Raw genomic sequence first — 25,360 nt, 5'->3', positions numbered from 1 at the left:
GATACATGGCCGGAACTGACCCGTACGCGATTCCCCGACAGCCGCAAAGGATCTGAAATACGAATTGCCGCTTATTTGCCTGGACCGGCACGAAAGCCTATATGCCGGGATCAAAGGACAAAGCATGGCCCGCATCTACAAGACCCGCACCTGGCACGACCAGCTTTCGCCGTCGATGGAGGAGATGGAGTTCCTGGCGCTGGAGGCCTACGCCCATCTGCCGGAGGATTTCCGCAAGCTGACCGGCGAGATCGTCATCCAGATCGCCGACTTTCCGACCGACGAGATCATGGACGATCTGTCCTTGGAAACGCCGTTCGACCTGCTCGGCCTGTTCGAGGGACGCGGCATCGCCGAGCGCTGGAACCCGCAGACCGGCGAGGGGCCGAACCGCATCACGCTCTACCGCCGCGCCATCCTCGACTACTGGGCCGAGAACGAGGAGACGCTAGGCGACATCGTCACCCACGTGCTGATCCACGAGATCGGCCACCATTTCGGCCTGTCGGACGATGATATGGAGCGTATCGAAGAGGCGGCCGAGTAGGCTGTGTCGATATTCAGGTGATGCCGGCCTGCGAACGGCGGTTCCCTGCGCTTCCGGTGTGCTCACGTACTTCAAGTACGCTCCGCTCCGGTTCTCGGAAACCACCATCCTCGGCGCAGCCTGACCTGAATTTCAACACACCCTGCGTCGCAGCTTGGCAAACCCTACCAGTCGCTGAGCTTGGTGTCGGGGCCGTATTCCTGACCCTCGATATCCTTCACCACCGCCTGGCCGCAACGCATGGTCTTGGTCTTCTTGTCGTAGGCGTAGGTCGGCGACCCGAACAGGTGCCAGCCCTTGTTCAGCGCCGCCGTCACCTTGTGGCAGAAGCTGGCATCGTCCGGAGCGGACAGAAAGCGGTAGAGTTTCATTTTCAAGTCCTGTCGTGAGTACCTATAGCCCGCGCTCTACGTGGGCATCATGCGCCGATGGCGGCCGCCTTCGCCAGCAGTTTTTCGGCCTGCGCCAGATGCAGCCGCTCGACCATTTTGCCGTTCAGCGCGATCACCCCTTTGCCGGCATTTTCGGCAAGCGCGAAGGCGTCCTTCACCGCGCGCGCCGCGGCCACTGCCTCTGCGGACGGTGCAAAGGCGCGGTTCGCCCCTTCGATCTGGGCCGGGTGGATGAGCGACTTGCCGTCGAATCCCATGGCGGCTGCTTCCGTGCATTCACGGGCCAAGGCATCAGAATCGCGAAAATCGTTGGAGACGCCGTCGAGAATATCGAGACCGCCAGCGCGCGCCGCCAGCACCATCTGCATCAGCCAGGGCATGAGATAGCGCCGGTCCGGCGTGGCCAGGATGCCGGTCTCTTTGATCAGATCATTCGTTCCGGCAACGAAACAAGCAAGCCGCGAGGCTGGGTCGCGGCCCAGTTCGGCAATGGCGCCGATGTTGAGCAAGGCTTTCGGCGTCTCGATCATCGCCCAGATCTTGACCGTATCCGGGGCAAAATTGTCGTCGAGCACATCGCCGGCCTCGAGCACGTCGCGCGGCGTCACCACCTTGGGCAAGAGGATGCCGTCGGCCTCGACTTTCGCGGTCGCCAGCACATCGTCGGCGCCCCATTCGCTGGACAGCGCATTGACGCGCACGATCATTTCGCAGCGCCGGTTCGGGCGGTTGGCAAAGATGCCCGCCAGCTTCTCGCGCGCCGCAAGCTTGTCGGCCGGCGCGACGGCGTCTTCGAGGTCGATGATGACGGCGTCGCAAGCGAGCGAAGCGATCTTGGCCAGCGCCTTGTCGTTCGAGCCGGGAATGTAAAGCGGCGCGGGCGGTAGGTTTCACTCATGCCCGATCTATGCCGCCTGTGGCGGAACGAGGCAAGCCCTGCACGAAAACTGCACGGAACTGCGGAAAACCTCCTCCAAACCGCCGTGCCCCTTCCCTGCCGGCTTGCGAGACAGGCGGCATGCAAGAGCGAACAAATCTCCGTTGGTCCCTGCCGTATCGGCTGCGCAGCGAAGGCTGGTGGCTCGTCGATCCGCCAAAGGTCCGCCCGACTGCGAGCCTGCTGCCCTTCATCCCGAGATCGCGGCCGAGACATCCCGGCCGGGCGACAGAAGCGAGGACCATTCGCTCATGACGGCTTTCCTCGTCCCGAGCTATTGCAGCCGCTTCGGCATCGCCGTGCTGCTGGTCGGGCTGGCGGATTTTTTCTTCTATGGCCAGCCCGCCGGCATCAATTTCTTGCTGTTCGCCATCCTGATCGCCGGTGCGGTCGTGGCCGTGCATCCTTCGGCCTTCAGCGACGCCAGGCTCTGGCTCAAGCCGGCCGCCCTGTTCGTCGCGCTGCTGCCGCTGGTCGAGAACGTCAGCCCCTTGTCGGTCTCGATCACTCTTGTGGCCCTGGCGGTGTTCGCGCTTTCGCTCGCTGGACGGCTGCGTACCAGCCTTGCCCGCATCGCCGGCCAGCTCTCAGTCTTCCTGCTCTCCGCACCGTACCGGCTCATTCGCGACTTCTTCCGCTGGCGCAAGGCGGCACGGCGGCTTGGCCGGCGGCGCATCCGGCTCGCGGCAATCGCCGTCTGGGTGATGCCGCTGGCGCTTGGCGCGGTGTTCCTTGCCCTGTTCGGTGCCGCCAATCCGGTCATCGAATACTGGTTCACGCTGATCGACCTGTTCGCGCTGCTCGATCTCGTCCAGCTGGCACGGCTGATCTTCTGGCTGCTGGTGCTTGCCGGCGTCTGGGCCTTTTTGCGCCCGCGCCTGCCGCGCTTTCTTCGCCGGATACCGCGTTTGGCGTTGACCGTGCCTGCCGTTGCGCCGCCGCCGCCAAAAGCCGTCACCACGATCGAAGACATCGTCTTCGGCAAAGGCGCGATCCTGCGCGCACTCATCGTGTTCAACATCCTGTTTGCGCTGCAGACCGCGCTCGACGCCACCTATCTCTGGGGCGGCGTCGTGCTTCCCGACGGGTTGACCTACGCCGCCTACGCGCATCGCGGTGCCTATCCATTGATCGTCACCGCGCTACTCGCCGCCGGCTTCGTGCTGGCGGCGCTGCGGCCGGGCAGCGAAACCTCCAACGATCCGCTGATCCGCCGGCTGGTCTATGCCTGGGTGGCGCAGAACATCGTGCTGGTCATCTCCTCGATTCTGCGGCTCGACCTCTATGTCGGCATCTACGCGCTGACCTATCTGCGCATCGCCGCTTTCGTCTGGATGGGGCTGGTGGCGGCGGGCCTTGCGCTCATCATCGCCCGCATTGCGCTGCGAAAATCCAGCGAATGGCTGCTGTCCGCCAATCTTCTGACGTTATCGGCGACGCTTTATGCCTGCTGTTTCATCAATTTCGCAGCGCTGATCGCCAACTACAATGTCGACCATTCCCTTGAAATGACCGGGCAAGGCGTTCCGCTCGATCTCGAATATGTCCGCTCGCTTGGCCCAGTTGCCCTACCGGCCCTCGATCGGTTCTTCGAGCATAAGAGGGGAACATTGGCCACCGACGTGGTCGACCTCGCGACCGGCGACCACTATCGCGCCGTCCAGAAAAACTGGCGGGCCTGGAGTTTTCGCGACTGGCGGCTTTTACGCACTCTCGACAAAAGAGGCCCGCTCGTGGTTCCTCAGCGTTCCGAACCTTACGTGCCGAGCCGCTGATCGATGCCGCATAACATCCTCGTCGCCGACGACGATCCGCATATCCGCGAGATCATCTGCTTCGCGCTGGAAAAGGCGGGGATGAAGACGGTTTCTGTATCCGACGGTGCGGCCGCCTTGCAGGCCATCGAACGCCGCGCGCCGGATCTCGTCGTGCTCGACATCGGCATGCCGGAGATGGACGGGCTAGAGGTCTGCCGCAGGCTCAGGCAGCGATCCGACGTGCCAGTGCTGTTCCTGTCGGCGCGGGATGAAGAGATCGACCGCATCCTGGGGCTGGAGATGGGCGGCGACGACTATGTCACCAAGCCGTTCAGCCCGCGCGAGCTGGTGGCGCGGGTCAACGTCATTTTGCGGCGCGCCCGCCAGGCGCCGGCCGAGAGCGACGAGCGGCAATTCTCGCATGGCAGGCTGGTGCTGGTGCCGGCCAGCCACAGCGCCAGCTTTGAGGGAAAGGAGTTGGCGCTGACGGGAATAGAGTTCGCGATCCTAAAAGGCTTCCTCGCGCGGCCCTCGCATGTGCTCGCCCGCGATGCGGTGATGGCCAACGCCTACGCTGCCAACATCCATGTCGCCGATCGCACCGTCGACAGCCATATCCGCAACCTTCGCGCCAAGCTGGCGGCGGCCGGTTGCAGCGATGCGATCGAGACCGTGCACGGCGTCGGCTTCCGGCTCGGCCGGTGCGGAGCGTGACCTCCGACAAATGGCGTCCGCGCCTTGCCACGGTCGTCATCGCCATCCTGGTCGTGGTGATGGCGCTGCCGCTGGTCGGCCTGTTCTTCTTTCGGCTTTACGAGAACCAGCTGATCCGCCAGACCGAGGCCGAACTGATCGCGCAAGGCGCCGTGCTTGCCGCTGTTTATGCGCAGGATGTGCGCGAGGCCGGCATTCCACCAGGGAAACTCGGTGTGCCGATGCCTGCACAGGGAAGCGACGCCGAGAGCCGGACCGCCAATTCAAGTTCGCCCTACCGGCCGATCGAACCGCGTCTCGACCTCGCCTCGGACACTGTCCTGCCGACCCGCCCGGCGGCTACGATCGCCGTCGTCGAACCAGCCTTCGCGGCAATCGGCGCGCGCCTGTCAGGTATCCTCTCGGAAACGCAGAAAACCACGCTGGCCGGCTTCCGGCTGCTCGATCCCCAAGGCGTCGTCATTGCCGGGCGCGAAGAGGTCGGCCAGTCGCTGGGCGCGGTTCAAGAGGTGCGTGAGGCGCTCGCCGGCCGCTACGCCAGCGCGCTCAGGCTGCGGATCCCCGAGGAGCCGGCGCCGCCGCTCTATTCGGTCAGCCGCGGCACCAAGGTGCGCGTCTTCGTCGCCATGCCGGTCGCTGTCGACGGCAAGGTCGCCGGCGTGGTCTATCTGTCGCGGACGCCGAACAACATCGTCAAGCATCTCTATGGCGAGCGCGGCAAGGTGACCCTGGCGGCGATCGCCATTGTCGGCGGCACGCTGCTGATCGGGCTGGTCTTCCTGCGCACCGTCAGCCGGCCGATCTACGGGCTGATCGAACGGACGAAGCGCATCGCCGCCGGCGACCGCACGGCGATCAAGCCACTCGACCATCACGGCACGCGCGAGATGGCCGAGCTTTCTACGGCCTTCCTCGACATGGCCGAGAAGCTGCAGGCGCGTTCCGACAGCATCCAGACCTTTGCCACTCATGTCTCGCATGAGCTCAAATCGCCACTGACGGCGATCCAGGGCGCGGCGGAGCTTTTACGCGATTCCGGTGCTGCCATGGACGAGGCCGAGCGGCGGCGGTTTTCGAACAATATCGTCACCGATGCAGGACGGCTCAATCTGCTGGTACGCCGCCTGCTCGATCTGGCGCGCGCCGAAAACCTTGCCCCCAGCGGCGATACCACCTCGATCGGTGCGGCGCTGGCGCTGCTGCCGGTCGAAAACAGGCTGGCGGTCCGCGTCGAGGCGGGCGGCGACATCGGCCTCAGCATCTCCGGTGAAAACGCGGCCATCGTGCTTGCCAATCTGATCGACAATTCGGCGCGCCACGGGGCGAGCCAGGTTTCGCTCTCGGCGACCAGCGCGGACGGCAAGGCGACGGTGCTTGTCAGCGATGACGGCGCCGGCATTTCGCCGAGCAACCGAGCGCGCATCTTCGAGCCGTTCTTCACCACGCGCCGCGAGTCCGGCGGCACAGGGATGGGGCTGGGCATCGTGCTGGCCCTCCTGAAAGTGCATGATGGCACGATGAGGCTGATTGACTCCGAAAGCGGCACGCGCTTCGAGATCACTTTGCCGGTTGTTTGATTGGAACACGATCTTTTCCGAAAACCGGCGCCCACTTTTCGGGATCATGCTCAGAACGGGAGAGGCGAAAGAGTGCGCTACGACATCGTCATCATCGGCGGAGCCATCGTCGGCTCCTCGGTCGCCTACTATCTACGCGAGGAAGGCTTTTCCGGCTCGATCGCGCTGATCGAGCGCGACCCGCAATTCGCCCATGCGGCGACGACGCTATCCCTGGCCTCGATACGGCAGCAATTCTCGATCCCCGAAAACATCCGGCTGTCGCAGTTCACGCTGGAGCTGTTCCGGCGGCTGAAGGAGACTTTTGGCGCCGATGCCGATATCGGCTTTCGCGAGGGCGGCTATCTGATCCTGGCCGGCGAGAACGGGCTGCCGATCCTGAAGGCCAACCATGAGGCGCAGATGGCCGAGGGCGCCGATATCGTGCTCGAGGATGCCGATCAGCTTACGCGTCGCTTCCCCTGGCTGTCGGCCGAAGGCATCACCGCCGGCGCCTATGGCCGCACCGGCGAGGGCTGGTTCGACGCGCATGCCATGCTGATGCTGTTCCGCAAGGCGTTGCGCGACAAAAGGATCGATTTCATCACCGCGAATGTCACCGGCATCGAGCGGCAGGGCGACCGTGTTGTGAGCGTGACCCTGGACGATGGCGAGAAGTTGGAGGCCGGGATCGTCGTCAATGCCGCAGGTCCGAATGCCGGCAAAGTGGCAGATATGGCCGGGCTGGTGCTGCCGGTCGAGCCACGCAAGCGCAACGTCTTCGTGTTCGAGGCACGCGAGAAATATGCCGACATGCCGCTGCTGGTCGATCCGAGCGGCATCTATGTCCGGCCGGAAGGCGCGGTCTATCTCACCGGCGGCGCCGAGCCGGAGGAAGGTGAAGGCCCGGCCGATCCCAAGGATTTCGATCCGGACTGGCCGCTGTTCGAAGAGGTGATCTGGCCGGTGCTGGCGACCCGCATCCCGGCCTTCGAGGCGATCAAGCCGACACGCGCCTGGGCAGGGCACTATGATTACAACACGCTCGACCAGAACGCAGTGATCGGCCCGCACCCGGAGGTCGGGAACTTTCTTTTTGCCAATGGATTCTCGGGCCACGGCCTGCAGCAGGCGCCGGCGGTCGGCAAGGCACTGGCCGAACTGATCGTGCATGGCGGGTACAGGACGGTGGACTGCTCGGCCTTTGGGTATGGCCGGGTGGCGGAGGGAAGGGCGTTCAGGGAATTGAATGTGATTTGAGCGCGTCCGTCCTCTTTGATGCTGGCAGGACAGAGGGGGGCGCGAAGGATCGCTACGCTCGCTTTGATATCCTAAGCCGCCGCCAATCTTCCCGCGTCAACATACCCCTGTAGCCAGCCCAGCACCCGCGCCCAGCCATCCGAATGATCGGCCGCAGCTTTCGCGTAGCCGCCATGGCAGATGGTTGAGTCGCGTGCCGCCGGCGAGGCGATTGCGTCCGCATAAAGCCTCAGCCCTTGCGGCCGAACCAGAAGGCGTCCGGCATGCGCTTCATGCCGATGCGTTCATAGAAGCCGACGGCGTCGGGCATGGAGATCAGGCTGATGGCGACGGATGGTCCGAGCTGCCGGCGCGCCTCGTCCATCAGGCCCTTGCCGATGCCGAGCCCTTGCGCCGATTGGGAGACGGCGAGTTCGGAAATGTAGCAGACCCAGGCAAAGTCGGTGAGGCCGCGGGCGACGCCGAGCAGCGGCTTGCCTTCTACGTCGAGACGCGCCGTCAGCACCAGGTTCGCGCCGGAAAGCATTTTCTTCAACCGGGCCTCGTCGTCGACGGGGCGCGTTTCGCCGAGGCCGGATTCCACCAGCACGCGGCGGAATTCGGCGACGTCGAGCGTCTGCTCGCTGGCGTAGAGGACTTTTGAAGCTGTTGTCATGCCGCCAAGGTGCACCACGGGCGGCCGGTTTTGAAGCCTTTGCCTGCCGATCTTGTGATCGGCGGCCAAGGGCGCGCGCAAACAGCTGCCTTTTATTTGCCCGCGGCTTTGTGTAAACCGGGCGCCAGCAAATCCCCCGCAGCGAAAAGAAGACGGCCAGACCCATGGAAAAATTCACCAAGCTCACCGGCGTTGCCGCTCCGATGCCGATCGTCAATGTCGACACCGACATGATCATCCCCAAGGATTATCTGAAGACGATCAAGCGCACCGGGCTCGGCAGCGGGCTGTTCGCCGAAATGCGCTACAAGGACGACGGCTCGGAAAACCCGGACTTCGTGCTCAACAAGCCGGCCTACCGCAAGGCGCAGATCCTGGTCGCCGGCGACAATTTCGGCTGTGGCTCGAGCCGTGAGCACGCGCCGTGGGCGCTGCTCGATTTCGGCATTCGCTGCGTCATCTCGACCTCGTTCGCCGACATTTTCTACAACAATTGCTTCAAGAACGGCATCTTGCCGATCACCGTCAGCCCGGAAGATCTGGAGAAGCTGATGGACGATGCCTCGCGCGGTTCCAACGCAACGGTGTCGGTCGATCTCGAGGCCAAGGAGATCCGCGGCCCGGATGGCGGCGTGGTCACCTTCGACCTCGACGACTTCAAGCGCCACTGCCTGCTCAATGGCCTCGACGATATTGGTCTGACCATGGAGAAGGCCGGCGCCATCGACTCGTTCGAGAAGAAGAACGCCGAGCAGCGCCCCTGGGCCTGAACGGCCGGATCTGAGCGGCTGGCGAAGCGGCGCCAATGGCCGGCATGGCGGTGAACGGAGGACGCTCATGACACGCTCGCTTCTGGCCGGCGCCTCGGCGCTGGTGTTGGTGTGTCTGCCCACGACAGCCATTCATGCCCAGACGCAGACGCCCGCCGCGCGACAGACTCCGGCAGCGGGCGACCAGCCGGCAACCGACCAGGGCGCGGCCGATCAGGGATCGTCGAGCACCACCGATGCGGCGCCCGCCGACGACGACAAGCAGGCGCCGATCCCGTTCGAGGGCGGCCAACTGACCATCACGCAGCCGGAACAGGACGGCGAAAAGGTGCTGGCCTATGACGGCAAGCCGCTGGCGAGCAACTACGATGTCTACTTCGACAAGGTCGTCAAGGTCGGCGGCGTCAACGTGGCGCTGGTCGATGTCGGCGACGGCGGCAACCAATGCGGCCCGGCCAAGGTGATCGTGTGGAAGCCGGAAGGTGGCACCGTCCAGACCACCACGGTCGAGCAGGACGAATGCGGTGCGCCGCCGGCGGCGGTCTCTGACAATGCCATCTATTTCGTGCCCTATCTCTTGCCGGGAGAATCGAGGCCGGCGCTGCAATGGTCGCCCACGGACGGGCTGACCACCTCGGGCAATCTGAGCTACATGCCGGAACCCGGCACCGACTGGAAAGACGTCGACCCTTCCAAATACCAGAACATCATCGACGCCTTCCACAATGAGGCCGTCTACAAGGCGGCGCAGAAACTGCTCGGCGACACCATGCCCGACATGGCGACCAGCCTGCTGGTCGGCGGCGGCACGGAAAAGACGGCTTCCGGCGCCTTCTACGCCAGCGGCTGCGTGCCGCATGATTGCGGCGGCAATGACGGCTTCATGGCGGTCGATCCGGCCAAGCAAACGCTCTATTTCGCCCGCCAGGGCGACAAGCCTGAGCCGGACGCCTGGCCGCCGGTGACGACGTGGCCGGCCGATGTGAAGGAAGCGCTGGACAAGGCGCTGGGGAACTAGGATTTTCTGACGCAGCGGCGACCACCGCGCCATCGTCATCCTCGGGCTTGACCCGAGGATCCATGCCGTGACCGTCGCCGACGGGCGCGACGGAGCAGAATTCTGCAACGGCGAGTAGCACGAATGTCATGGCATGGATCCTTTGGTCTGCGCCGCGTCGCTTCGCTCCTTGCTTCGCCATAGGATGACGAAGACGCGGGGGCTCGGCCAATCTCCCAAGTCGGCGCTCCCAGGTCCTAACAACAATCGGCTGCCTCTGGCCCATGGTCAGCCCTGCCCTATCCTTGCAAGATGCCGCAACCACTGCGAGGCCCCATGCGCAAACTGATCTCCACCGGCTCGCCCTTCGAAAAAACCGCCGGCTATTCGCGCGCGGTGGTGCAGGGCGACTGGTGCTTTGTGTCCGGAACCACCGGCTACGACTATGCGACCATGACGATGCCCGAGACGGTCGAGGCGCAGACGCGCAATTGCCTGGCGACGATTGCCAAGGCCTTGCAGGACGGCGGCTTCGAGATGGCCGACGTGGTGCGGGCGCATTACTACATCACCGACCAGGCCTTCGTGGATACCGTCTTCCCGATCCTCGGCGAGGCCTTCGGCGAGATCAGGCCGGCAGCGACGATGATCGTCTGTCAGCTCAACAAGCCGGAAATGAAGATCGAGATCGAAGTTACGGCGCTGCGGCGCACGGGCTGAACCGATGAAAGTCCGGCGTATCGTTGCAAACATAGAAACGCAGGACATCGCGGCGGCAAAGCGCTTCTATCAGGATGTGCTCGGCCTCGAAGTGCTCATGGATCTAGGCTGGATCGCCACCTACGGCTCGCAAGAGACGATGACCGTGCAGATCAGCTTCATGGCCCAGGGCGGTTCGGGCACGCCTGTGCCGGACCTGTCGATCGAGGTCGACGATGTCGGTGCCGCGCTTGATGCCATGAAGACCGCCGGCTTCGCCATCGAATACGGTCCGGCCGACGAGCCCTGGGGCGTGCGGCGCTTTTATGTGCGCGATCCGTTCGGCAGGCTGGTCAATATCCTCTCGCATCGTTGAAGGCGCGTCCCACGTGCAGGCTTGCGCGCCGACCGCTTGGCGTTTAGCAAGGCCGCGGTTTCTCCAAACAGGATTGGGACGGTTCTCCATGGCTTCGAAAAATCTTCTCCTGCTCGCCGGTGACGGCATCGGCCCCGAGGCGATGGCCGAGGTGAAGAAGTTGATCGCGGCCATGAATGCAAAGCTGGGCAGCGGCTTTGCCACCGACGAAGGGCTGGTCGGCGGCTGCGCCTATGATGCGCATGGCGCGGCGATCTCCGATGCCGACATGGAAAAGGCGATGGCGGCCGACGCGGTGCTGTTCGGCGCCGTCGGCGGGCCGAAATGGGACAAGGTGCCTTACGAGGTGCGCCCCGAGGCCGGGCTGCTGCGCCTGCGCAAGGACATGGAGCTGTTCGCCAATCTGCGTCCGGCCATCTGCTATCCGGCGCTGGCCGCATCCTCCTCGCTCAAGCAGGAGGTGGTCGAGGGTCTCGATATCCTCATCGTGCGCGAGCTCACCGGCGGCGTCTATTTCGGCGAGCCGAAGCAGATCATCGATCTCGGCAACGGCCAGAAGCGTGGCATTGACACGCAGGTCTACGACACGTTCGAGATCGAGCGCATCTCCGGCGTCGCTTTCGAGCTGGCGCGGACCCGCAAGAACCACGTCACCTCGATGGAAAAGCGCAATGTGATGAAGTCGGGCGTGTTGTGGAACGAGGTCGTTACCCAGACGCACAAGGCCAAATACGCCGACGTCAAGCTCGACCACATGCTGGCCGATGCCGGCGGCATGCAGCTGGTGCGCTGGCCAAAACAGTTCGACGTCATCGTCACCGACAATCTGTTCGGCGACATGCTGTCCGACATCGCCGCCATGCTGACCGGCTCGATCGGCATGCTGCCGTCGGCCTCGCTCGGCGCGCCGGACGTGAAGACCAAGAAGCGCAAGGCGCTCTACGAGCCGGTGCATGGCTCGGCGCCCGACATCGCCGGCCAGGGCATCGCCAACCCGATCGCCATGATCGCTTCCTTCGCCATGTGCCTGCGCTATTCCTTCGGCATGGTGGCCGAGGCCGACAAGCTCGAAGGTGCCATCGCCGCCGTGCTCGACCAGGGCTTGCGCACCAAGGACATCATGTCCGAGGGCATGAGCGAGGTCGGCACCGTCGAGATGGGCGACGCGATCATCACCAAGTTCCTGAGCTGATCCCATGGCGGTCGACGTCCGCTGGGCGACGACCGGCGATGCGGTGGCTCTTGGCGTCATGCTCTGCGAGATGGCGGTGCATTACCGGCAGCCGCCGCTCGACAGCGAGCGCGCCATGGCTGCTGCGCGAAAATGGCTCGGCGAGGAAAGCCCGGCCTATCAGCATTTCGCGCTGGCTTTCGTCGATGGCGAGGTTGCCGGCCTGGCATCGGTCGCCATCGCGCATCCGGGCATTGACCTTGAGCGACTGCTTTTCCTGAAGGATCTGTTCGTGCGCGACCATGCCCGCAATGCAGGCGTCGGCCGGGCGTTGATCGGCTTTCTCGCCAGTCATTGCCTGAGCGAGGGCATCGGCCGCATCGACCTCACCACCGAGGACTGGAACGAGGGCGCGCTGCGCTTCTATGCGCAGCTCGGCGTCGAGCGTCACGGCCAGAAGATTTTCCTCAGGTTGTCGGGCGAGGCGCTGGCGGCGGCCGCTAAATCCTGACGACGACCGGCACCGGCCCCCAGCGATTTTCGCCAAATTGAGACGGAATCAGTCCCGACGACGAGAAACGCTACGCCACCCAAGGCTGGCGTAAAGCAAACCAAGGCAAGCCAATGTTGTGCAGACGACGCACGATAAGCGCGATCAACGGCAGAATCATTGCCAGTACGAAAAGCAGAGCAGGAACGTACCCGATCGAGGTCCTCGGAGCATTTCCAAAACCGCTTATCGCGAGGTTAAGAAGAATGCCGAAACCGGACAGCGCGACGAGCACGACGATCGAGCAGTTATAGAACGCCCAGAACTCCTTGCGGCGGGCGTGTCCGTTGAAATTGCCGTAGTCCGCGATCATCGCGCGCCCGAAATAGGCCCATAAGCCTATGGATTGGGCCGGCCGACGTTCAGCAGAGTGAACAGGACGTTTCGACCGATCGCGTCTTGGCGTGGATGCGGCGACGATATCGTGCGCCGTCCCATCATCCGCCCGGAACTCGACGAGTGTGCCCCTGGCAAGCGACACGTCCTGCCTCAGATCCCCGCGCCCGAAGATATAGCGCTTGCCGTCCACTCCGTCGACGTAGCCGTAGTCCTGATCTTCGTCGTAGTGGTACACCGTGCCGCGCGTCGCCTTGCCCCCTGCATTGCGTCGTCTCAGCACTATCTAAAGTTGCCGTAGATGGCAATATGCACGCTCCGGTTAAATCCGGACGCCAGCCGGCACCGGGCCCCACCGGTTTTCTTGTCCTTGGGTCGGGATCAGCGCGAAGACCAGCGTGGCCAGGCCGCCGACGGTCGGGATGAAAAACAGCACGGCAAGCCAGCCGGTCAGGCCGATATCGTGCAGGCGGCGCACGATCAGCCCGATCCACGGCACGAACGTTGCCAGGACGAAAGTGATGGAAAGCCCCATCGCCATCGCCGGCAGGTCGGTGCCGGCGTCCAGATTGCCCATGGCCGCGTCGGCGCCGGCGCCGATACCGAAGATCACGATCAAGCAGACCATCCAGAACAGGCAGAAGGCCCAGAATTCCTTGCGGCGGGCGCGGCCGGCGAAGTTGAAATAGTTTTCCGTCACCGCCCGCCAGAAATAGCTCCACAATCCGGTGGAGCCGCCGGTCTCGGTCTCGGCAAGACGGCCGAAATGCTGCGTTTGAGGCGCGGCCGCCGGCTTGCTGCTGGCCTGAGGTGATGTGGTGGCAGCAGCGGTACCGGCTGGAGCCGCCGACGTCTGGGCACGGATCGAATAGACATTGCGCGCCTGGCCACCGCCCGGCTGGAATTCGACAAGCGCGCCCTTGGCCACCGAGGCGTCGCGGCGCATGTCCTCGCGCGCGAAACTGTAGCGGTTGCCGTCCGCCCCGGCGATGAAACCAAAACCCTGGTCTTCGTCATAATGAAGAACTTCGCCGCGCATTGCCCTGTCCCCCATTGCCGCGCATGCCCAGACTGTTCAAAGTTGCGGCGGACCGCAAGGGGCATGCGTGAAACGGGCGGCTGCTATAGCAAGCCGGGCGATTAGCTTGGCCTTTTTTTCGATTTCTTGTGCTTTGCCGGTCCGGCCTTGTCGAATTTCGGCTTGCCTGCTTTCCCGGCCCAGGGCGTTGCCTCGAATGGAGGGCGCTCCGACAGCGCGGCGCGTTTCTCGAATTTCGGCTTGTGAGCAGCTTGGGGCGCGTTCTGGTCGAATGCCCGCTTGCCGCGATGCGGCTTCTTGTCGGGTTGCGGCGGCTGGTAACCGGCGCGAGAAAGATCGGGCGTGCCGTCCAGCCGCTTCACCACGATGTTGTTCTGCAGTTTCCTGTCGGGGCCGATCGCGGTCAGGAACCGGTCGGCCCAGTCGGCGGCGATCTGAACGAAGGTTTCTTCCGGCTGCATCTTGATGGCGCCGATCTCGCGCTTGGAGATGTTGCCGGTGCGGCACAGCATCGGGATCAGCCAGCGCGGCTCGGCATTCTGCCGGCGGCCGACCGACAGCGAGAACCAGACGCTGGCGCCGAAATCGTCACGGCGGCTAGGCGCCTCGTCGCGGCGGGCAAACTTTTCACCCGACGGCGTGAACGGTGCGACGTCCATGAGATCCTCGGGCGCCGAGCGGCTGGCACGACACTGGCGCACGAAGGCGGCCGCCACCTGTTCGGCGCCATGCCGGGCGAGAAGCGCGTCGATGAAAGCGCGCTCGTCATCCTTCACGGGCTCGTCGAAAGCCGGATCGGCAAGAATGCGCTCGTCGTCGCGCTGGATCACATCGTCGGCCGAGGGCGGGCTCGCCCATGTCGCCTTGAGTCCGGCATTCTGCAAAAGCCGCTCGGTGCGCTTGCGGGCGCTGTTGGGCACGATCAGCGCGCTGACGCCCTTGCGCCCGGCACGTCCGGTTCGTCCGCTCCGGTGCAGCAGCGTCTCCGGATTGGTTGGCAGATCGGCGTGGATCACTAGTTCGAGATTGGGCAGGTCGATGCCGCGCGCCGCCACGTCGGTGGCGATGCACACCTTGGCGCGGCCGTCGCGCATCGCCTGCAAGGCATGGCTGCGCTCGTTCTGGCTGAGCTCGCCGGACAGCGCCACGACCGAGAAATTGCGGTTGTTGAAGCGCGCGGTCAGATGGTTGACGGCGGCGCGGGTGTTGCAGAACACCAGTGCGTTCTTCGCCTCATAATAGCGCAGCACGTTGATGATGGCGTTTTCCCGATCGGCCTGGGCGACGTTCAGCGCCCGGTATTCGATGTCGAGATGCTGCTTTTCCTCGCCGGCGGCCGAGATGCGCACCGCATCGCGCTGGTAGCCTTGCGCCAGCGTGGCGATGGATCGCGGCACCGTTGCCGAAAACATCAGCGTGCGGCGCTCGGCCGGGGCCGCGTCGAGGATGAATTCGAGATCCTCGCGAAAACCGAGATCGAGCATCTCGTCGGCCTCGTCGAGAACGACGGCCTTCAGCGCCGACATGTCGAGCGCATGCCGAGTGATGTGGTCGCGCAGCCGACCCGGCGTCCCGACAACGATGTGGGCGCCGCGCTCCAGCGCGCGCCGTTCCGTGCGCATGTCCATGCCGCCGACGCAGGACGCGACCGTCGCGCCGGTCAGCTCGTAGAGCCATTGCAATTCGCGCGTCACCTGCAAAGCGAGTTCGCGCGTCGGCGCCACGGCCAACGCCAGCGGTGCCGCGGCCTGGGCAAAGCGCTCCGCGCCTTCGAGAAGGGTCGGCGCCAGGGCGAGGCCGAAGGCGACGGTCTTGCCGGAACCGGTCTGCGCCGAAACCAGCGCGTCGGCCTCGCCGAGCTCGGGGGCGAGGACCGCCTTCTGCACCGGCGTCAGCTCGGCATAGCCGCGTTTTTCCAGCGCCTGTGCAAGCGCAGGAACAATACCTTGGAAACTGGACATCTATCTCTTTCGGAATCCGGAGTCTTCTGTAGCCCGGCGAGGGGCTTTTTCGCCGGCGGCCGCTGAGGCGCTCAATGAGCCGGACATTGGCGCCGTTCGTACTTCGCGCCGCCGCCATTGTACAGGGGAACAGCGATTGCGCGTCGCGATTGACTCTTTTTGCAAACCGCGTAAAAGCCGGCATCGAACGGGATCATTTCGATGCGCGGCCTTTTGATGGCTCTTCTTGCATTCGACTTCCCTGGCCACAATCATCTGGCCGGGCGCGTCGGCGCGTCCCCACGTTCCAGCAAAACCATGGCCAAAACGACCACTAAAACGGTCTGATTCCCTTGGCCTAACCACCCTCTCCCGGGTCCGGCCCGGGGGTTGAAACCCGCATCGGCCGGCGGGTTTTCTCCAAAAACCGAGCGGAGAGGGACAGGAGATCTTTATGAGTTTCAAGGTTGCGATCGTCGGCGCCACGGGCAATGTGGGCCGGGAAATGCTGAACATACTGGAAGAGCGCGGCTTTCCGGTGAGCGAAGTGGTGGCACTGGCCTCGCGGCGCAGCCAGGGCACGGAAGTGTCGTTCGGCGACCGCACGCTGAAGGTCAAGTCGCTCGACCAGTATGACTTTTCCGATACCGATATCTGCATCATGTCGGCCGGCGGCAACGTCTCCAAGGAATGGTCGCCGAAGATCGGCAAGCAGGGTTGCGTCGTCATCGATAATTCGTCGGCGTTCCGCTACGACCAGGACGTGCCGCTGATCGTGCCGGAAGTGAACCCGGATGCGATCTCGCTGTTTACGCGCAAGAACATCATCGCCAATCCGAACTGCTCGACGGCGCAGCTGGTGGTGGCGCTGAAGCCACTGCATGACTTTGCCACCATCAAGCGCGTCGTCGTCGCCACCTACCAGTCGGTGTCGGGCGCCGGCAAGGAAGGCATGGACGAGCTGTTCACGCAAACGCGTGCCGTGTTTGTCGCCGACCAGGTCGACGTCAAGAAGTTCACCAAGCGCATCGCTTTCAACGTCATCCCGCATATCGACGTCTTCCTCGACGACGGTTTCACCAAGGAAGAGTGGAAGATGGTGGCCGAGACCAAGAAGATGCTCGACCCCAAGATCAAGCTGACGGCGACCTGCGTGCGCGTGCCGGTGTTCATCGGCCATTCGGAGGCGGTCAACATCGAGTTCGAAAAGCCGATCACCGCAGACGAGGCGCGCGACATCCTGCGCGAGGCGCCGGGCTGCCAGGTCTTGGACAAGCGCGAAGACGGCGGCTATATCACGCCGCTCGAATCGGCCGGCGAGGACGCCACCTTCATCTCGCGCATCCGCGAGGATTCGACCATCGACAACGGCCTGTCGATGTGGATCGTCTCCGACAATCTGCGCAAGGGCGCGGCTTTGAACGCGGTGCAGATCGCCGAACTGCTGGTCGAGCGCAGCCTGATTCAGCCGAAGAAGAAGGCGGCTTAGTTTTCGCTCACGGGCCGTATCGCCGCTGCCGCGGCGGGCCCTCCGCGGGGGGCGCCGGACGACCGGCGGCCCGCGGTCGCGGGCTCGGCCTTTGGCCGGAGGCTCTCTTCTCCCCGTTCACGGGGGGTGAGAAGTGCTCCGCGAAGCGGACGGGAAGCCAACTGCTTGGTTTTCCGAACGACGAATACCCGGAGCGGTGGCGAAGGGCCGCGGTCCCGGCAGGGGTGAGGGGCAGCACTGGCGTCTCAAGTAGCAGCAGGTTCCGGCGTCACAGCCGGCTTTCCTCCGCCAGCTGGCGCAACAGCTCCATCGCTTCCTCCGCCAGCTCTGCCGGCACGAACAGGTGATCGTGATAAAAGGCCGAGACCGGATTGACGCCCATGCCAGCACTGGCCAGCTGCGCGGTGATGGCGGCGAGGAAGCCAACCGCCTCCAGCGACGAATGGATGTTCAGCGTGATCATGCGGCACGGGAAAACGGCGTCCAGGCCGGCTGCCTTTGCTTCGTCTTCCAGCACGATCAGCGTCGTGCCCTCGCGCTCGCGAAACATCATTACAGGTTCGAGCGTACCGGGAACCGGCATACCGGGCGGCAAGGTGACGAAGACATGGAAGCCGGCAAGCAGTTCCGGCGTCATCGTCGCCAGCAGTTTTTTCAGGTCGGTCTCGCCAGCCATTGATTGCTTTCCGGATCTTGTGCAACAGGCGGTCGTCGAGCGCCTGCACCCCTTCATCAGATACTTTCGCGGACTTCGATAACGCGCACCGCCCTTCCCTCGCAAGACGACATGGGCCTCGCAAGGCGACATGGCGATGTCGTTGACGGCTGAGCTTGCGCACCAGTGCCGTCTCACAATAGACGGGCTCAGGGCCGGCGCCGGTCCGTGAAAGGGTTTTTTATGATCGTTCGCCCGCGTCCGGGGTTCCTGCACCTGTTCTTCATCATGCGCGGCTCGGTGGTGCCGCGCATTCTGCCGCAGATCTTTGGCTTTGCCGCCTATGGCGCGCTGGTGGTGGTCGTCGTCAGGGCATTGAAGCTCGACTTCGGCAATGCCGGCACGGCGCCATTCGCTCTGCTTGGCGTCGCGTTGTCGATCTATCTCGGTTTTCGCAACAACGCCGCCTACGACCGCTGGTGGGAGGCGCGCAAGCTGTGGGGGCAGCTGGTCTTCGACATCCGCAACCTGGCGCGTGCCTCGACCGGGCTGATCGAGGACCGCACCGAGCTGCGCGGCCTATTGATGGAAGCGGCGGCCTTCTGCCACTTCCTGCGTGGCCTGCTGAGACGGGTCGATGCCACGGCAGAAGCCCGCACCTTCATCGGCGACGAGATTGAAAGCGCCGTCCAGGCTGCCAACGCGCCGGACGCCATGGTGCGGCGGATGGGCGGACGTATCGCAGCACTCCGCAAGGCCGGCGCGATCGACACGATCGGTTATCGCATCCTCGATGAACGGCTGTCGGAGATCGCCGCCGCGCAGGCCGGCTGCGAGCGCATCGCCGGGACGCCGCTGCCCTTTGCCTATACGCTGCTGCTGCAGCGGACCGCCTACATCTTCTGCCTGCTTTTGCCCTTCGGGCTGGCCTCCGCCGCCGGCTGGGCGACACCGCTGTTCACGGCGCTGATCGCCTACACTTTCTTCGGCCTCGACGCGCTTTCGGAGGAACTCGAGGATCCGTTCGGCACCCAGCCCAACGACCTTGCACTGGACGGCCTCTGCCGCGTCTGCGAGATCTCGGTGTTCGAGGCGCTCGGCGAGACACCGCCGAAGATGATTGCGGCCGAAAGGTTCTATTTTTCCTAGAGAGAGGTTCAGCGATTGATAGAATCGCTGTAACCTCTCTAACTCTTTGTTTTTACGCAATTCCGGACGGAAAACCGCTGCGCACTTTTCCTGGAATTGCTCTAGGTTTGGCAAGGGCTTACCGGATGCTATCGCGCCCGGATGCCTTAAAGACTCCGGCACGTGTCGGATTGCCGCCCTCTGCCGCGTCCTTGGCTCGACCCTCGCGAAAAGGGGTTCGAAACATCAGGAGGGAACATCAATGTCCGTATCGCAAACCGCGCCCGTCTCATCCGGCGCCTTGTGGACCGGCCGTGCGCTCAGCACGATCATCGTGCTGTTCATGATCTTCGACGGCGTCATCAAACTGCCGCCGCTGGATATCGTCACCCAGACCATGACGCAGCTTGGCTGGCCGGCCGATGCCAATGCCGCGCGCCTGCTCGGCATCATCGGGCTGGTTTCGACCGCGCTCTATGCGTTGCCACGCACCTCGGTGCTCGGCGCCATCCTGCTCACTGCCTATATGGGCGGCGCCGTCGCCACCCATATGCGCATAGGCAGCCCGCTGTTTTCGCATATTCTGTTCGGCGTCTATCTCGGCGTCATCCTGTGGGGCGGCCTGTTCCTGCGCGACCCCAGGGTGCGCGCGCTGTTCGCCAACTAAGCCATTGAAGGGATAGGACAATGCTTGCCACCATCCTCATCTTTCTCGTCGCCGTCATCGCCGCGTGCTCCTCTATGCGGCGACACGGCCCAACGACTTCGTCGTCAGCCGCTCGGCCGGCATCAAGGCGCCCGCCGACGCGATCTTTCCGCTGATCAATGATTTCAGGCGCTGGCCCGCCTGGTCGCCCTACGAAAAGCTCGACCCGGAGATGAAACGCACGCTCTCCGGTGCGGAAATCGGCAAGGGCGCCGCCTATGCCTGGCAAGGCAACAGCAAGGCCGGGGTCGGCCGCATGGAGATCACCAATTCGGTTCCGTCGTCGCTGGTGGCGCTGAAGCTCGATTTCGAAAAGCCGTTCAGGGCCAACAACACCGTCGACTTCACCCTGACGCCGTCGGGCGAGAACACGACCGTCACCTGGGCGATGCGCGGCGGCCGGCCGTTCATAGCCAAGCTGATGGGCCTGTTCATGAATTTCGACAGCCTGATCGGCAGGGATTTTGAGGCCGGTCTCCTCAATCTGAAGCGAGCCGTCGAAAAGTAAGGCGATCGGCTCATCGATTCCCAGGCGGATCAAATCACGCTTCCGTGCGTTATCGACCCAAGGGTGGGTGAAGATGGTCTTCCCTTGGAGAGGAACGACGATGAAAAAAACCTTGCTTTTGCTGGCGCTGCTGGTTCCGCTAGGGGCCTGTTCGCAAACGGAAAAGGGTGCCGCGGTCGGCGGCTTGGGTGGCGCCGCCATCGGTGCTGCCGTGGCAAATGATCCGGTGGAAGGCGCTGTCGTCGGTGGTGCGGTCGGCGCCGTCGCCGGTGCGTTGATCGGCCGGGCCAACGAACCGGACCGCTGCCGCTACCGGGACCGCTACGGGCGCGTCTATATCGCCCGATGCCCGGACGGCTATTGAGCGGGCGGCCTTCCGCACGGGCATGGCCCGAAAAGAGAACGGCGGGCCATGGCCCGCCGTTCTCATAAGCAAATTGAGCCGGATTACTCGGCGGTGGCGGCTTCCGCCTCGGCCGGTGCGGCGGCCGCGGCAGCAACAGCGGCGGCGGCATCGTCCTGCGCCTTCTTCAGCAGGGCGGCGCGCTCCTGCGCCTTCTTGCCGGGCTCGGCCTTCTTCGGGTTGGAACGGGCGTCGCGCTTGGCGAGCCCGGCCTCGTCGAGGAAGCGCAGCACGCGGTCGGTCGGCTGGGCGCCGTGCGACAGCCAATGCTTGACGCGGTCGGCGTCGACCTTGACGCGCTCGCCGTCCTTGGGCAGCAGCGGGTTCCACGAGCCGAGCGACTCGATGAAACGGCCGTCGCGCGGCGAACGGGCGTCGGCGACGACGACGTGGTAGTAGGGACGCTTCTTCGAGCCCGCACGGGCCAGTCTGATCTTCAGTGCCATTTCTTTTCTCCTAAAAGCTCTGATTTCGTTGATCTGTTGAGGCTGGTCTTCAGCCGGTTTTCGTCACGCCGTTGGCAGCGGCGATCTGTTCGTGGTGACGGATCACTTCGCGGACGACGAAGTTGAGGAATTTTTCCGCGAAATCGGGATCGAGATGCGCATCCTTGGCCAGTTGGCGAAGGCGGGCGATCTGCTGCTGCTCGCGCGCCGGATCGGCCGGCGGCAGGCCGTGCTCTGCCTTCAGCACGCCGACCGCCTTGGTGCAGCGGAAGCGCTCGGCCAGCATATGGATGAGGGCAGCGTCGATATTGTCGATCGAAGCGCGATAGCCGGCGAGAATCGTGCGTGCGTCGGCCATGTCCTTGTCTTCGTTCATGACGCCCTCACTTCTTCTTCCCAAGGCCGGGCAGCCCGCCGCCGCCCAGGCCGGGAAGGCCGGGCAGCTTCATGCCGCCGGGCAGTCCGGGCAGGCCACTGCCGCCGGGGAGGCCACCGGGCAAGCCCTTCATGCCGCCGAGGCCGGCCGCCTGCGCCTGCTTCTGCAAGGCTTCGAGCTGCTTGGGATCCATCTTGGAGAGGTCCGGCATGCCGCCGCCCATCATGCCCCCGGGGCCTCCGGGCATCATGCCGCCGAGGCCCATTTTCGAGGCGAGGCCACCCATCATGCCGCGCATCAGGCCACCGCCTTTGCCCTTGCCCCCCATCGCCTTCATCATGTCGGCCATGCCGCGATGCATTTTCAGCAGCTTGTTGATCTCGGCCGCGTCGGTGCCGGAACCGGCGGCGATGCGCTTCTTGCGAGAATGTTTCAGGATATCGGGGTTGGCGCGCTCGGCCTTGGTCATCGACGAGATGATGGCGAGCTGACGGCCGAACATCTTGTCGTCGAGGCCGGCCGCGGCCATCTGGTCCTTCATCTTGCCCATGCCCGGCATCATGCCCATGATGCCGCCCATGCCACCCATCTTCGACATCTGCTGAAGCTGGCCGGCGAGGTCGTTCAGGTCGAACTTGCCCGACTGCATCTTCTTGGCCATCGCCGCCGCCTGCTCGGCGTCGATGTTCTCGGCGGCCTTTTCGACCAGGCTGACAATGTCGCCCATGCCGAGGATGCGGTCGGCGATGCGCTTGGGGTGGAATTCCTCCAGCCCATCCATCTTTTCGCCGGTGCCGATCAGCTTGATCGGCTTGCCGGTGACGGCGCGCATGGAAAGGGCCGCGCCGCCGCGGCCGTCGCCGTCCATGCGTGTCAGCACCAGGCCGGTGATGCCGACGCGCTCGTCGAAACTCTTGGCCAGATTGACGGCGTCCTGGCCGGTCAGCGAGTCGGCGACCAGCAGGATCTCGTGCGGGCTCGACACCTTCTTGATGTCGGCCATCTCGACCATCAGCGGCTCGTCGATATGGGTGCGGCCGGCGGTGTCGAGGATGACGACGTCATGGCCGCCGAGCTTTGCCGCCTGCACGGCGCGCCGCGCAATGTCGACCGGGTTCTGGCCGGCGATGACGGGCAGCGTCGCCACCTTCACCTGCTCGCCGAGCTGGCGCAGCTGCTCCTGCGCGGCGGGGCGCCGCGTGTCGAGCGAGGCCATCAGAACCTTCTTGTTCTGCCGCTCGGTCAGCCGCTTGGCGATCTTGGCCGAAGTCGTCGTCTTGCCGGAACCCTGTAGGCCAACCATCATGACGACGACGGGCGCGGGCGCGTTGAGGTCGACGGCGACGCCCTCGGCGCCAAGCATCTCAACCAGCTCGTCATGGACGATCTTGACGACCATCTGGCCGGGCTTGATCGACTTCACCACGGCGGCGCCGACCGCCTTCTCGCGCACCTTGTCGGTGAAGGAGCGCACCACTTCCAGCGCCACGTCGGCCTCGAGCAGCGCGCGGCGCACCTCGCGAAGTGCGGCCGAGACATCCGCCTCCGACAGGGCACCGCGGCCGGTCAGGCCGTTCAGGATGGAGCCAAGGCGCTCCTGAAGCGATTCAAACATCTTGCGTCCTTCGATCTCGGTTCACTCGACCCGAGAGGTAATGCGTTCGCGCCAAGTGTCCAAGCAAAAGCCAAAGCCAAAAGCCACCCGGGGGCGCACTGCGCTGCCGGGTGTTGGCCTCCAGGATCGATTTACAGCACTTGCCTCAAAGAGGTTTCGGCGTCCTGGTCGGCTTGCTCGGAGGGATACTCGTCGCGGAATTCGCGGCGTGTAGACAGGAAATCGGGCGCGGAGTCAAGGTCTGGGCCGAGACGAGCGTCGAAACGCTAAGCTCACGGCAGCACCTCTCCGTCGAGGATGCGCGCATAAAGGTCGAGGTAACCCTTGGCGGTCCGGGCGATCGGAAAGCGGGCGGCGGCTGAGTCGCGGCAGCGTTGCGGGGGCAGGTCGGCGACGGCGGCAAGGGCTGCGCCAAACTCCGCGTCGGTGTCGAAGAAGCGCCCGGTGTCGGCGTCGACGATCTCAGGCAGCGCGCCGCGCGGTGTCGTCAGCACCGGCGTTCCGCACAGCATCGCCTCGATCGAAGCCATGCCGAACGGCTCCTCCCAGGCGATCGGATTGAGAAAGGCCTTCGCCTCGCCCAGCAGGCGCAGCTTTTCGTCGCCATCGACGATGCCATGGAAGCGGTAGCGGCTGGAAAGGCTCTTGAAGAAGACGCGCTCACGCCGCACCTGGCTGCGCGTGAGCAGCCGCCAGCGCGAGCCGCCAGCAATATCGAGGGGGAAATCAAACTTCTTCGCCAGGTCGACGGCTCGGTTCAGGTTCTTGCCGGCGCGCGCGATGCCGGCAAGGAACATCAGACGATCGGTCTTGATTTCGGTCAGCCGATAGGCCTCGGTCGGAAAGCCGTTATGGACGAAGGTCTCGCGACCGTGGTTGCGGGCATGGCTGGCGCTGACGAAACTCCAGTTCTTCTGCCGTCTGGGCTCGCTTGGAGTATAGCCGTGCTCGGTGTTGAGGGTCGGAAAGGGAACCTCGATAAACCAGCTGTTGAAATGGACAATGTCGGTGTCGGTGGGGATGGCGGCCCGGCATTGCTGCGCCGACGACGCATGCCGTACTTCGCACAGCGGATGGCTGGAGCCGGGGTCGGCGATCAGCACCACCCGGTGGCCGAGGCGGGCGAGTTCGCTCGCCAGCCACTCGACCTGGCGCTGGGTGCCGCCATAGCCCTTGCAGGGGATGGCGCCCCTGACCACCAGCGTGATGCGCATTACTCCGGCCCGACCTTCAGCGGCGAGCGCGGATGCAACAGAAGCAACACCGTCAACAGGCTGCTGACGATGCCGATCGCGGCGATCAGGACCGCGTCCGAATTTGTCCAGCCGGGGCCTTCCAACGGCTTGGCGTTGAACAGCGCAAAGGAATTGTAGCCTGCCTGGTGCGAAATCAGCAGGAATCCGGTCAGGTTGTTGCCGAGATGGGCGCCAAAGGCAGCACCCAGATTGCCGGTCGCATAGACCAGAAGCGTCAGCACCAGCGCGAAGGTGGCGATCGAGACCAGCACGCAGGCATTGATGGCGAGCGACGAGGCCGCGCTCCAATGCAACGATGTGAACAGCAATACCGGCAGCAGCGTCCAGACGAGCGGGCTGCGAAACCGGTTTGCCAGGCCTCTCAGCAGATAGCCGCGAAACAGCGCCTCCTCGGAGGATGTCTGCAGAAAGGCCAGCACGATGATCGGGGCGAGGAACAGCAGCCAGGACGACAGGCTGATCGCGCCGCGCGCGATCTCGGGCTGCAGCCAATAGAGCATGACCTCGGAGAGCAGCGAGGTGATCAGAACTGCCGCCAGGCCCTTGAGGAATCCTTGGCGCGAAATACGGCGGCTGGCTCCGACGAGCGCCGACAGCGGCTCGCCGTGGACCCAGCGCATGGCAACCCACAGACCGATCCAGATGCCGGCGAAGGAGAGCAGCGCGGTGAGAATTCCGGAGGGCGATGCCAGGAAAGCCTGCACTGGCCCACTGGCCGGCGGGCTGATGCCCAGCCGGGCCTGGGAGACGACAAAGACATAGGTGCCGCCGAGCAGCACCGCCAAGGTCGACACGACCCAGAACAGCACAACGATGGTGCTTCCGAGCAGGAGGCGGAGCAAGGTCGTCTTGTCGTTCGGCGAGCGCCGGAAACGCTCGAAAGCGGCATTGTCGATGATCACGCGGTTCCCCTGCCCGAACGCATTCGTGACGCTTGATCTATGGGATCGAGGCTCTGCGCGCAATCATCCTCATCGGGCCGCGCATGGGCCTGAAAAAGGAGCGGACCGCCTGTTGGCGGCGTTTCACTGACCCTTGGGGCGGTTCAGCAATCGTTACAATCGCTGAACCGTTTTACGCAA

28 protein-coding genes are annotated in these 25,360 nt (G+C 64.3%); 16 read left to right on the top strand and 12 right to left on the bottom strand.

The window, feature by feature from the left end; all coding sequences use genetic code 11:
• The first annotated feature begins 124 nt into the window (after nucleotides 1-124).
• The gene (locus D3227_RS13165; RefSeq protein ID WP_120014571.1) at nucleotides 125-547 is read left to right on the top strand and encodes a metallopeptidase family protein; all 423 of its coding nucleotides are present in this window, start codon (nucleotides 125-127) and stop codon (nucleotides 545-547) included.
• A 164-nt stretch (nucleotides 548-711) separates the two neighbouring features.
• On the opposite strand, the gene D3227_RS13160 is transcribed toward D3227_RS13165, so the two are convergent.
• Both D3227_RS13160 and D3227_RS13155 read right to left on the bottom strand, forming a co-directional pair.
• Nucleotides 712-918, bottom strand: coding sequence for a DUF1737 domain-containing protein (locus tag D3227_RS13160; protein WP_120014527.1), 207 nt, complete (start codon nucleotides 916-918; stop codon nucleotides 712-714).
• Between the two features lie 47 nt (nucleotides 919-965).
• Nucleotides 966-1,772, bottom strand: coding sequence for an HpcH/HpaI aldolase/citrate lyase family protein (locus D3227_RS13155; RefSeq protein ID WP_245451745.1), 807 nt, complete (start codon nucleotides 1,770-1,772; stop codon nucleotides 966-968).
• A gap of 355 nt (nucleotides 1,773-2,127) precedes the next feature.
• Here D3227_RS13155 and D3227_RS13150 point away from each other — a divergent pair, with 355 nt between their 5' ends.
• From D3227_RS13150 to D3227_RS13135, 4 genes are all read left to right on the top strand, one after another.
• The gene (locus D3227_RS13150; RefSeq protein WP_120014525.1) at nucleotides 2,128-3,651 is read left to right on the top strand and encodes a DUF4153 domain-containing protein; all 1,524 of its coding nucleotides are present in this window, start codon (nucleotides 2,128-2,130) and stop codon (nucleotides 3,649-3,651) included.
• 3 nt (nucleotides 3,652-3,654) lie between these two features.
• On the top strand, nucleotides 3,655-4,347 hold the full coding sequence (locus D3227_RS13145; protein WP_120014524.1) for a response regulator transcription factor: 693 nt from the start codon (nucleotides 3,655-3,657) through the stop codon (nucleotides 4,345-4,347).
• 59 nt (nucleotides 4,348-4,406) lie between these two features.
• Nucleotides 4,407-5,924, top strand: a complete 1,518-nt coding sequence (locus D3227_RS13140; protein ID WP_245451744.1) for an ATP-binding protein — start codon at nucleotides 4,407-4,409, stop codon at nucleotides 5,922-5,924.
• A 72-nt stretch (nucleotides 5,925-5,996) separates the two neighbouring features.
• On the top strand, nucleotides 5,997-7,163 hold the full coding sequence (locus D3227_RS13135; protein WP_120014522.1) for an NAD(P)/FAD-dependent oxidoreductase: 1,167 nt from the start codon (nucleotides 5,997-5,999) through the stop codon (nucleotides 7,161-7,163).
• A 229-nt stretch (nucleotides 7,164-7,392) separates the two neighbouring features.
• Here D3227_RS13135 and D3227_RS13125 read toward each other — a convergent pair whose 3' ends face one another.
• Nucleotides 7,393-7,818: a GNAT family N-acetyltransferase gene (locus tag D3227_RS13125; RefSeq protein WP_120014570.1), complete on the bottom strand. Its 426-nt coding sequence runs from the start codon at nucleotides 7,816-7,818 to the stop codon at nucleotides 7,393-7,395.
• Nucleotides 7,819-7,982: 164 nt separating this feature from the next.
• On the opposite strand from D3227_RS13125, the gene leuD reads away from it, so the two are divergent.
• The 6 genes from leuD to D3227_RS13095 all read left to right on the top strand — a co-directional run bounded on the left by leuD (nucleotide 7,983) and on the right by D3227_RS13095 (nucleotide 12,342).
• Complete coding sequence (gene leuD / locus D3227_RS13120; protein WP_120014521.1) at nucleotides 7,983-8,588, top strand: 3-isopropylmalate dehydratase small subunit; 606 nt, start codon at nucleotides 7,983-7,985, stop codon at nucleotides 8,586-8,588.
• Nucleotides 8,589-8,655: 67 nt separating this feature from the next.
• Nucleotides 8,656-9,606 carry a hypothetical protein gene (locus tag D3227_RS13115; RefSeq protein ID WP_120014520.1) on the top strand — a complete coding sequence of 317 codons (951 nt, stop codon included), beginning with the start codon at nucleotides 8,656-8,658 and terminating at the stop codon, nucleotides 9,604-9,606.
• A gap of 315 nt (nucleotides 9,607-9,921) precedes the next feature.
• Entirely contained in the window at nucleotides 9,922-10,305 is a 384-nt protein-coding gene (locus D3227_RS13110) for a RidA family protein (protein WP_120014519.1), read from the top strand.
• 4 nt (nucleotides 10,306-10,309) lie between these two features.
• The gene (locus D3227_RS13105; protein WP_120014518.1) at nucleotides 10,310-10,660 is read left to right on the top strand and encodes a VOC family protein; all 351 of its coding nucleotides are present in this window, start codon (nucleotides 10,310-10,312) and stop codon (nucleotides 10,658-10,660) included.
• Nucleotides 10,661-10,748: 88 nt separating this feature from the next.
• Nucleotides 10,749-11,852 carry a 3-isopropylmalate dehydrogenase gene (gene leuB, locus D3227_RS13100; RefSeq protein WP_120014517.1) on the top strand — a complete coding sequence of 368 codons (1,104 nt, stop codon included), beginning with the start codon at nucleotides 10,749-10,751 and terminating at the stop codon, nucleotides 11,850-11,852.
• Nucleotides 11,853-11,856: 4 nt separating this feature from the next.
• The gene (locus D3227_RS13095) at nucleotides 11,857-12,342 is read left to right on the top strand and encodes a GNAT family N-acetyltransferase (protein WP_120014516.1); all 486 of its coding nucleotides are present in this window, start codon (nucleotides 11,857-11,859) and stop codon (nucleotides 12,340-12,342) included.
• 70 nt (nucleotides 12,343-12,412) lie between these two features.
• On the opposite strand, the gene D3227_RS13090 is transcribed toward D3227_RS13095, so the two are convergent.
• The 3 genes from D3227_RS13090 to D3227_RS13080 all read right to left on the bottom strand — a co-directional run bounded on the left by D3227_RS13090 (nucleotide 12,413) and on the right by D3227_RS13080 (nucleotide 15,717).
• Nucleotides 12,413-12,955 (bottom strand): DUF805 domain-containing protein, encoded by a 543-nt coding sequence (locus tag D3227_RS13090; protein WP_245451740.1) that lies wholly within the window; start codon nucleotides 12,953-12,955, stop codon nucleotides 12,413-12,415.
• An 84-nt stretch (nucleotides 12,956-13,039) separates the two neighbouring features.
• On the bottom strand, nucleotides 13,040-13,756 hold the full coding sequence (locus tag D3227_RS13085) for a DUF805 domain-containing protein (RefSeq protein WP_120014515.1): 717 nt from the start codon (nucleotides 13,754-13,756) through the stop codon (nucleotides 13,040-13,042).
• A gap of 101 nt (nucleotides 13,757-13,857) precedes the next feature.
• Nucleotides 13,858-15,717 carry a DEAD/DEAH box helicase gene (locus D3227_RS13080; protein ID WP_120014514.1) on the bottom strand — a complete coding sequence of 620 codons (1,860 nt, stop codon included), beginning with the start codon at nucleotides 15,715-15,717 and terminating at the stop codon, nucleotides 13,858-13,860.
• Between the two features lie 433 nt (nucleotides 15,718-16,150).
• On the opposite strand from D3227_RS13080, the gene D3227_RS13075 reads away from it, so the two are divergent.
• The gene (locus tag D3227_RS13075) at nucleotides 16,151-17,185 is read left to right on the top strand and encodes an aspartate-semialdehyde dehydrogenase (RefSeq protein WP_120014513.1); all 1,035 of its coding nucleotides are present in this window, start codon (nucleotides 16,151-16,153) and stop codon (nucleotides 17,183-17,185) included.
• Nucleotides 17,186-17,453: 268 nt separating this feature from the next.
• Here D3227_RS13075 and D3227_RS13070 read toward each other — a convergent pair whose 3' ends face one another.
• Nucleotides 17,454-17,861: an ACT domain-containing protein gene (locus D3227_RS13070; RefSeq protein ID WP_120014512.1), complete on the bottom strand. Its 408-nt coding sequence runs from the start codon at nucleotides 17,859-17,861 to the stop codon at nucleotides 17,454-17,456.
• Nucleotides 17,862-18,083: 222 nt separating this feature from the next.
• Between D3227_RS13070 and D3227_RS13065 the strand changes: the two genes are divergently transcribed.
• The 4 genes from D3227_RS13065 (at nucleotide 18,084) to D3227_RS13045 (ending at nucleotide 20,546) form a co-directional block, all read left to right on the top strand.
• Nucleotides 18,084-18,989 carry a bestrophin family protein gene (locus D3227_RS13065; RefSeq protein ID WP_120014511.1) on the top strand — a complete coding sequence of 302 codons (906 nt, stop codon included), beginning with the start codon at nucleotides 18,084-18,086 and terminating at the stop codon, nucleotides 18,987-18,989.
• Nucleotides 18,990-19,230: 241 nt separating this feature from the next.
• Nucleotides 19,231-19,635: a DoxX family protein gene (locus D3227_RS13055; protein ID WP_120014509.1), complete on the top strand. Its 405-nt coding sequence runs from the start codon at nucleotides 19,231-19,233 to the stop codon at nucleotides 19,633-19,635.
• A 64-nt stretch (nucleotides 19,636-19,699) separates the two neighbouring features.
• Complete coding sequence (locus tag D3227_RS13050; RefSeq protein ID WP_167480680.1) at nucleotides 19,700-20,182, top strand: SRPBCC family protein; 483 nt, start codon at nucleotides 19,700-19,702, stop codon at nucleotides 20,180-20,182.
• 100 nt (nucleotides 20,183-20,282) lie between these two features.
• Nucleotides 20,283-20,546, top strand: a complete 264-nt coding sequence (locus D3227_RS13045; protein ID WP_120014508.1) for a glycine zipper domain-containing protein — start codon at nucleotides 20,283-20,285, stop codon at nucleotides 20,544-20,546.
• A gap of 83 nt (nucleotides 20,547-20,629) precedes the next feature.
• Here the strand turns inward: D3227_RS13045 and rpsP are convergent, their stop codons facing one another.
• The 5 genes from rpsP to D3227_RS13020 all read right to left on the bottom strand — a co-directional run bounded on the left by rpsP (nucleotide 20,630) and on the right by D3227_RS13020 (nucleotide 25,180).
• A complete protein-coding gene (rpsP, locus tag D3227_RS13040; RefSeq protein ID WP_006202710.1) occupies nucleotides 20,630-21,031 on the bottom strand; it encodes a 30S ribosomal protein S16 in 402 nt (133 codons plus the stop codon).
• A 49-nt stretch (nucleotides 21,032-21,080) separates the two neighbouring features.
• Complete coding sequence (locus tag D3227_RS13035) at nucleotides 21,081-21,407, bottom strand: chorismate mutase (RefSeq protein ID WP_120014507.1); 327 nt, start codon at nucleotides 21,405-21,407, stop codon at nucleotides 21,081-21,083.
• A 7-nt stretch (nucleotides 21,408-21,414) separates the two neighbouring features.
• On the bottom strand, nucleotides 21,415-23,022 hold the full coding sequence (ffh, locus tag D3227_RS13030) for a signal recognition particle protein (RefSeq protein WP_120014506.1): 1,608 nt from the start codon (nucleotides 23,020-23,022) through the stop codon (nucleotides 21,415-21,417).
• 272 nt (nucleotides 23,023-23,294) lie between these two features.
• Entirely contained in the window at nucleotides 23,295-24,236 is a 942-nt protein-coding gene (locus D3227_RS13025; protein WP_120014505.1) for a glycosyltransferase, read from the bottom strand.
• Complete coding sequence (locus D3227_RS13020; RefSeq protein ID WP_120014504.1) at nucleotides 24,236-25,180, bottom strand: CPBP family intramembrane glutamic endopeptidase; 945 nt, start codon at nucleotides 25,178-25,180, stop codon at nucleotides 24,236-24,238. Before D3227_RS13020 ends, D3227_RS13025 begins: the two co-directional genes overlap by 1 nt.
• Nucleotides 25,181-25,360: the final 180 nt, after the last annotated feature.

Origin of the sequence: Mesorhizobium waimense (genome assembly GCF_003601975.1) — a bacterium.
GTDB classification, from domain to species: domain Bacteria; phylum Pseudomonadota; class Alphaproteobacteria; order Rhizobiales; family Rhizobiaceae; genus Mesorhizobium; species Mesorhizobium waimense.
The sequence above is the reverse complement of the archived record's forward strand: the minus strand, read 5'-3'. Positions and strand labels throughout refer to the sequence as shown.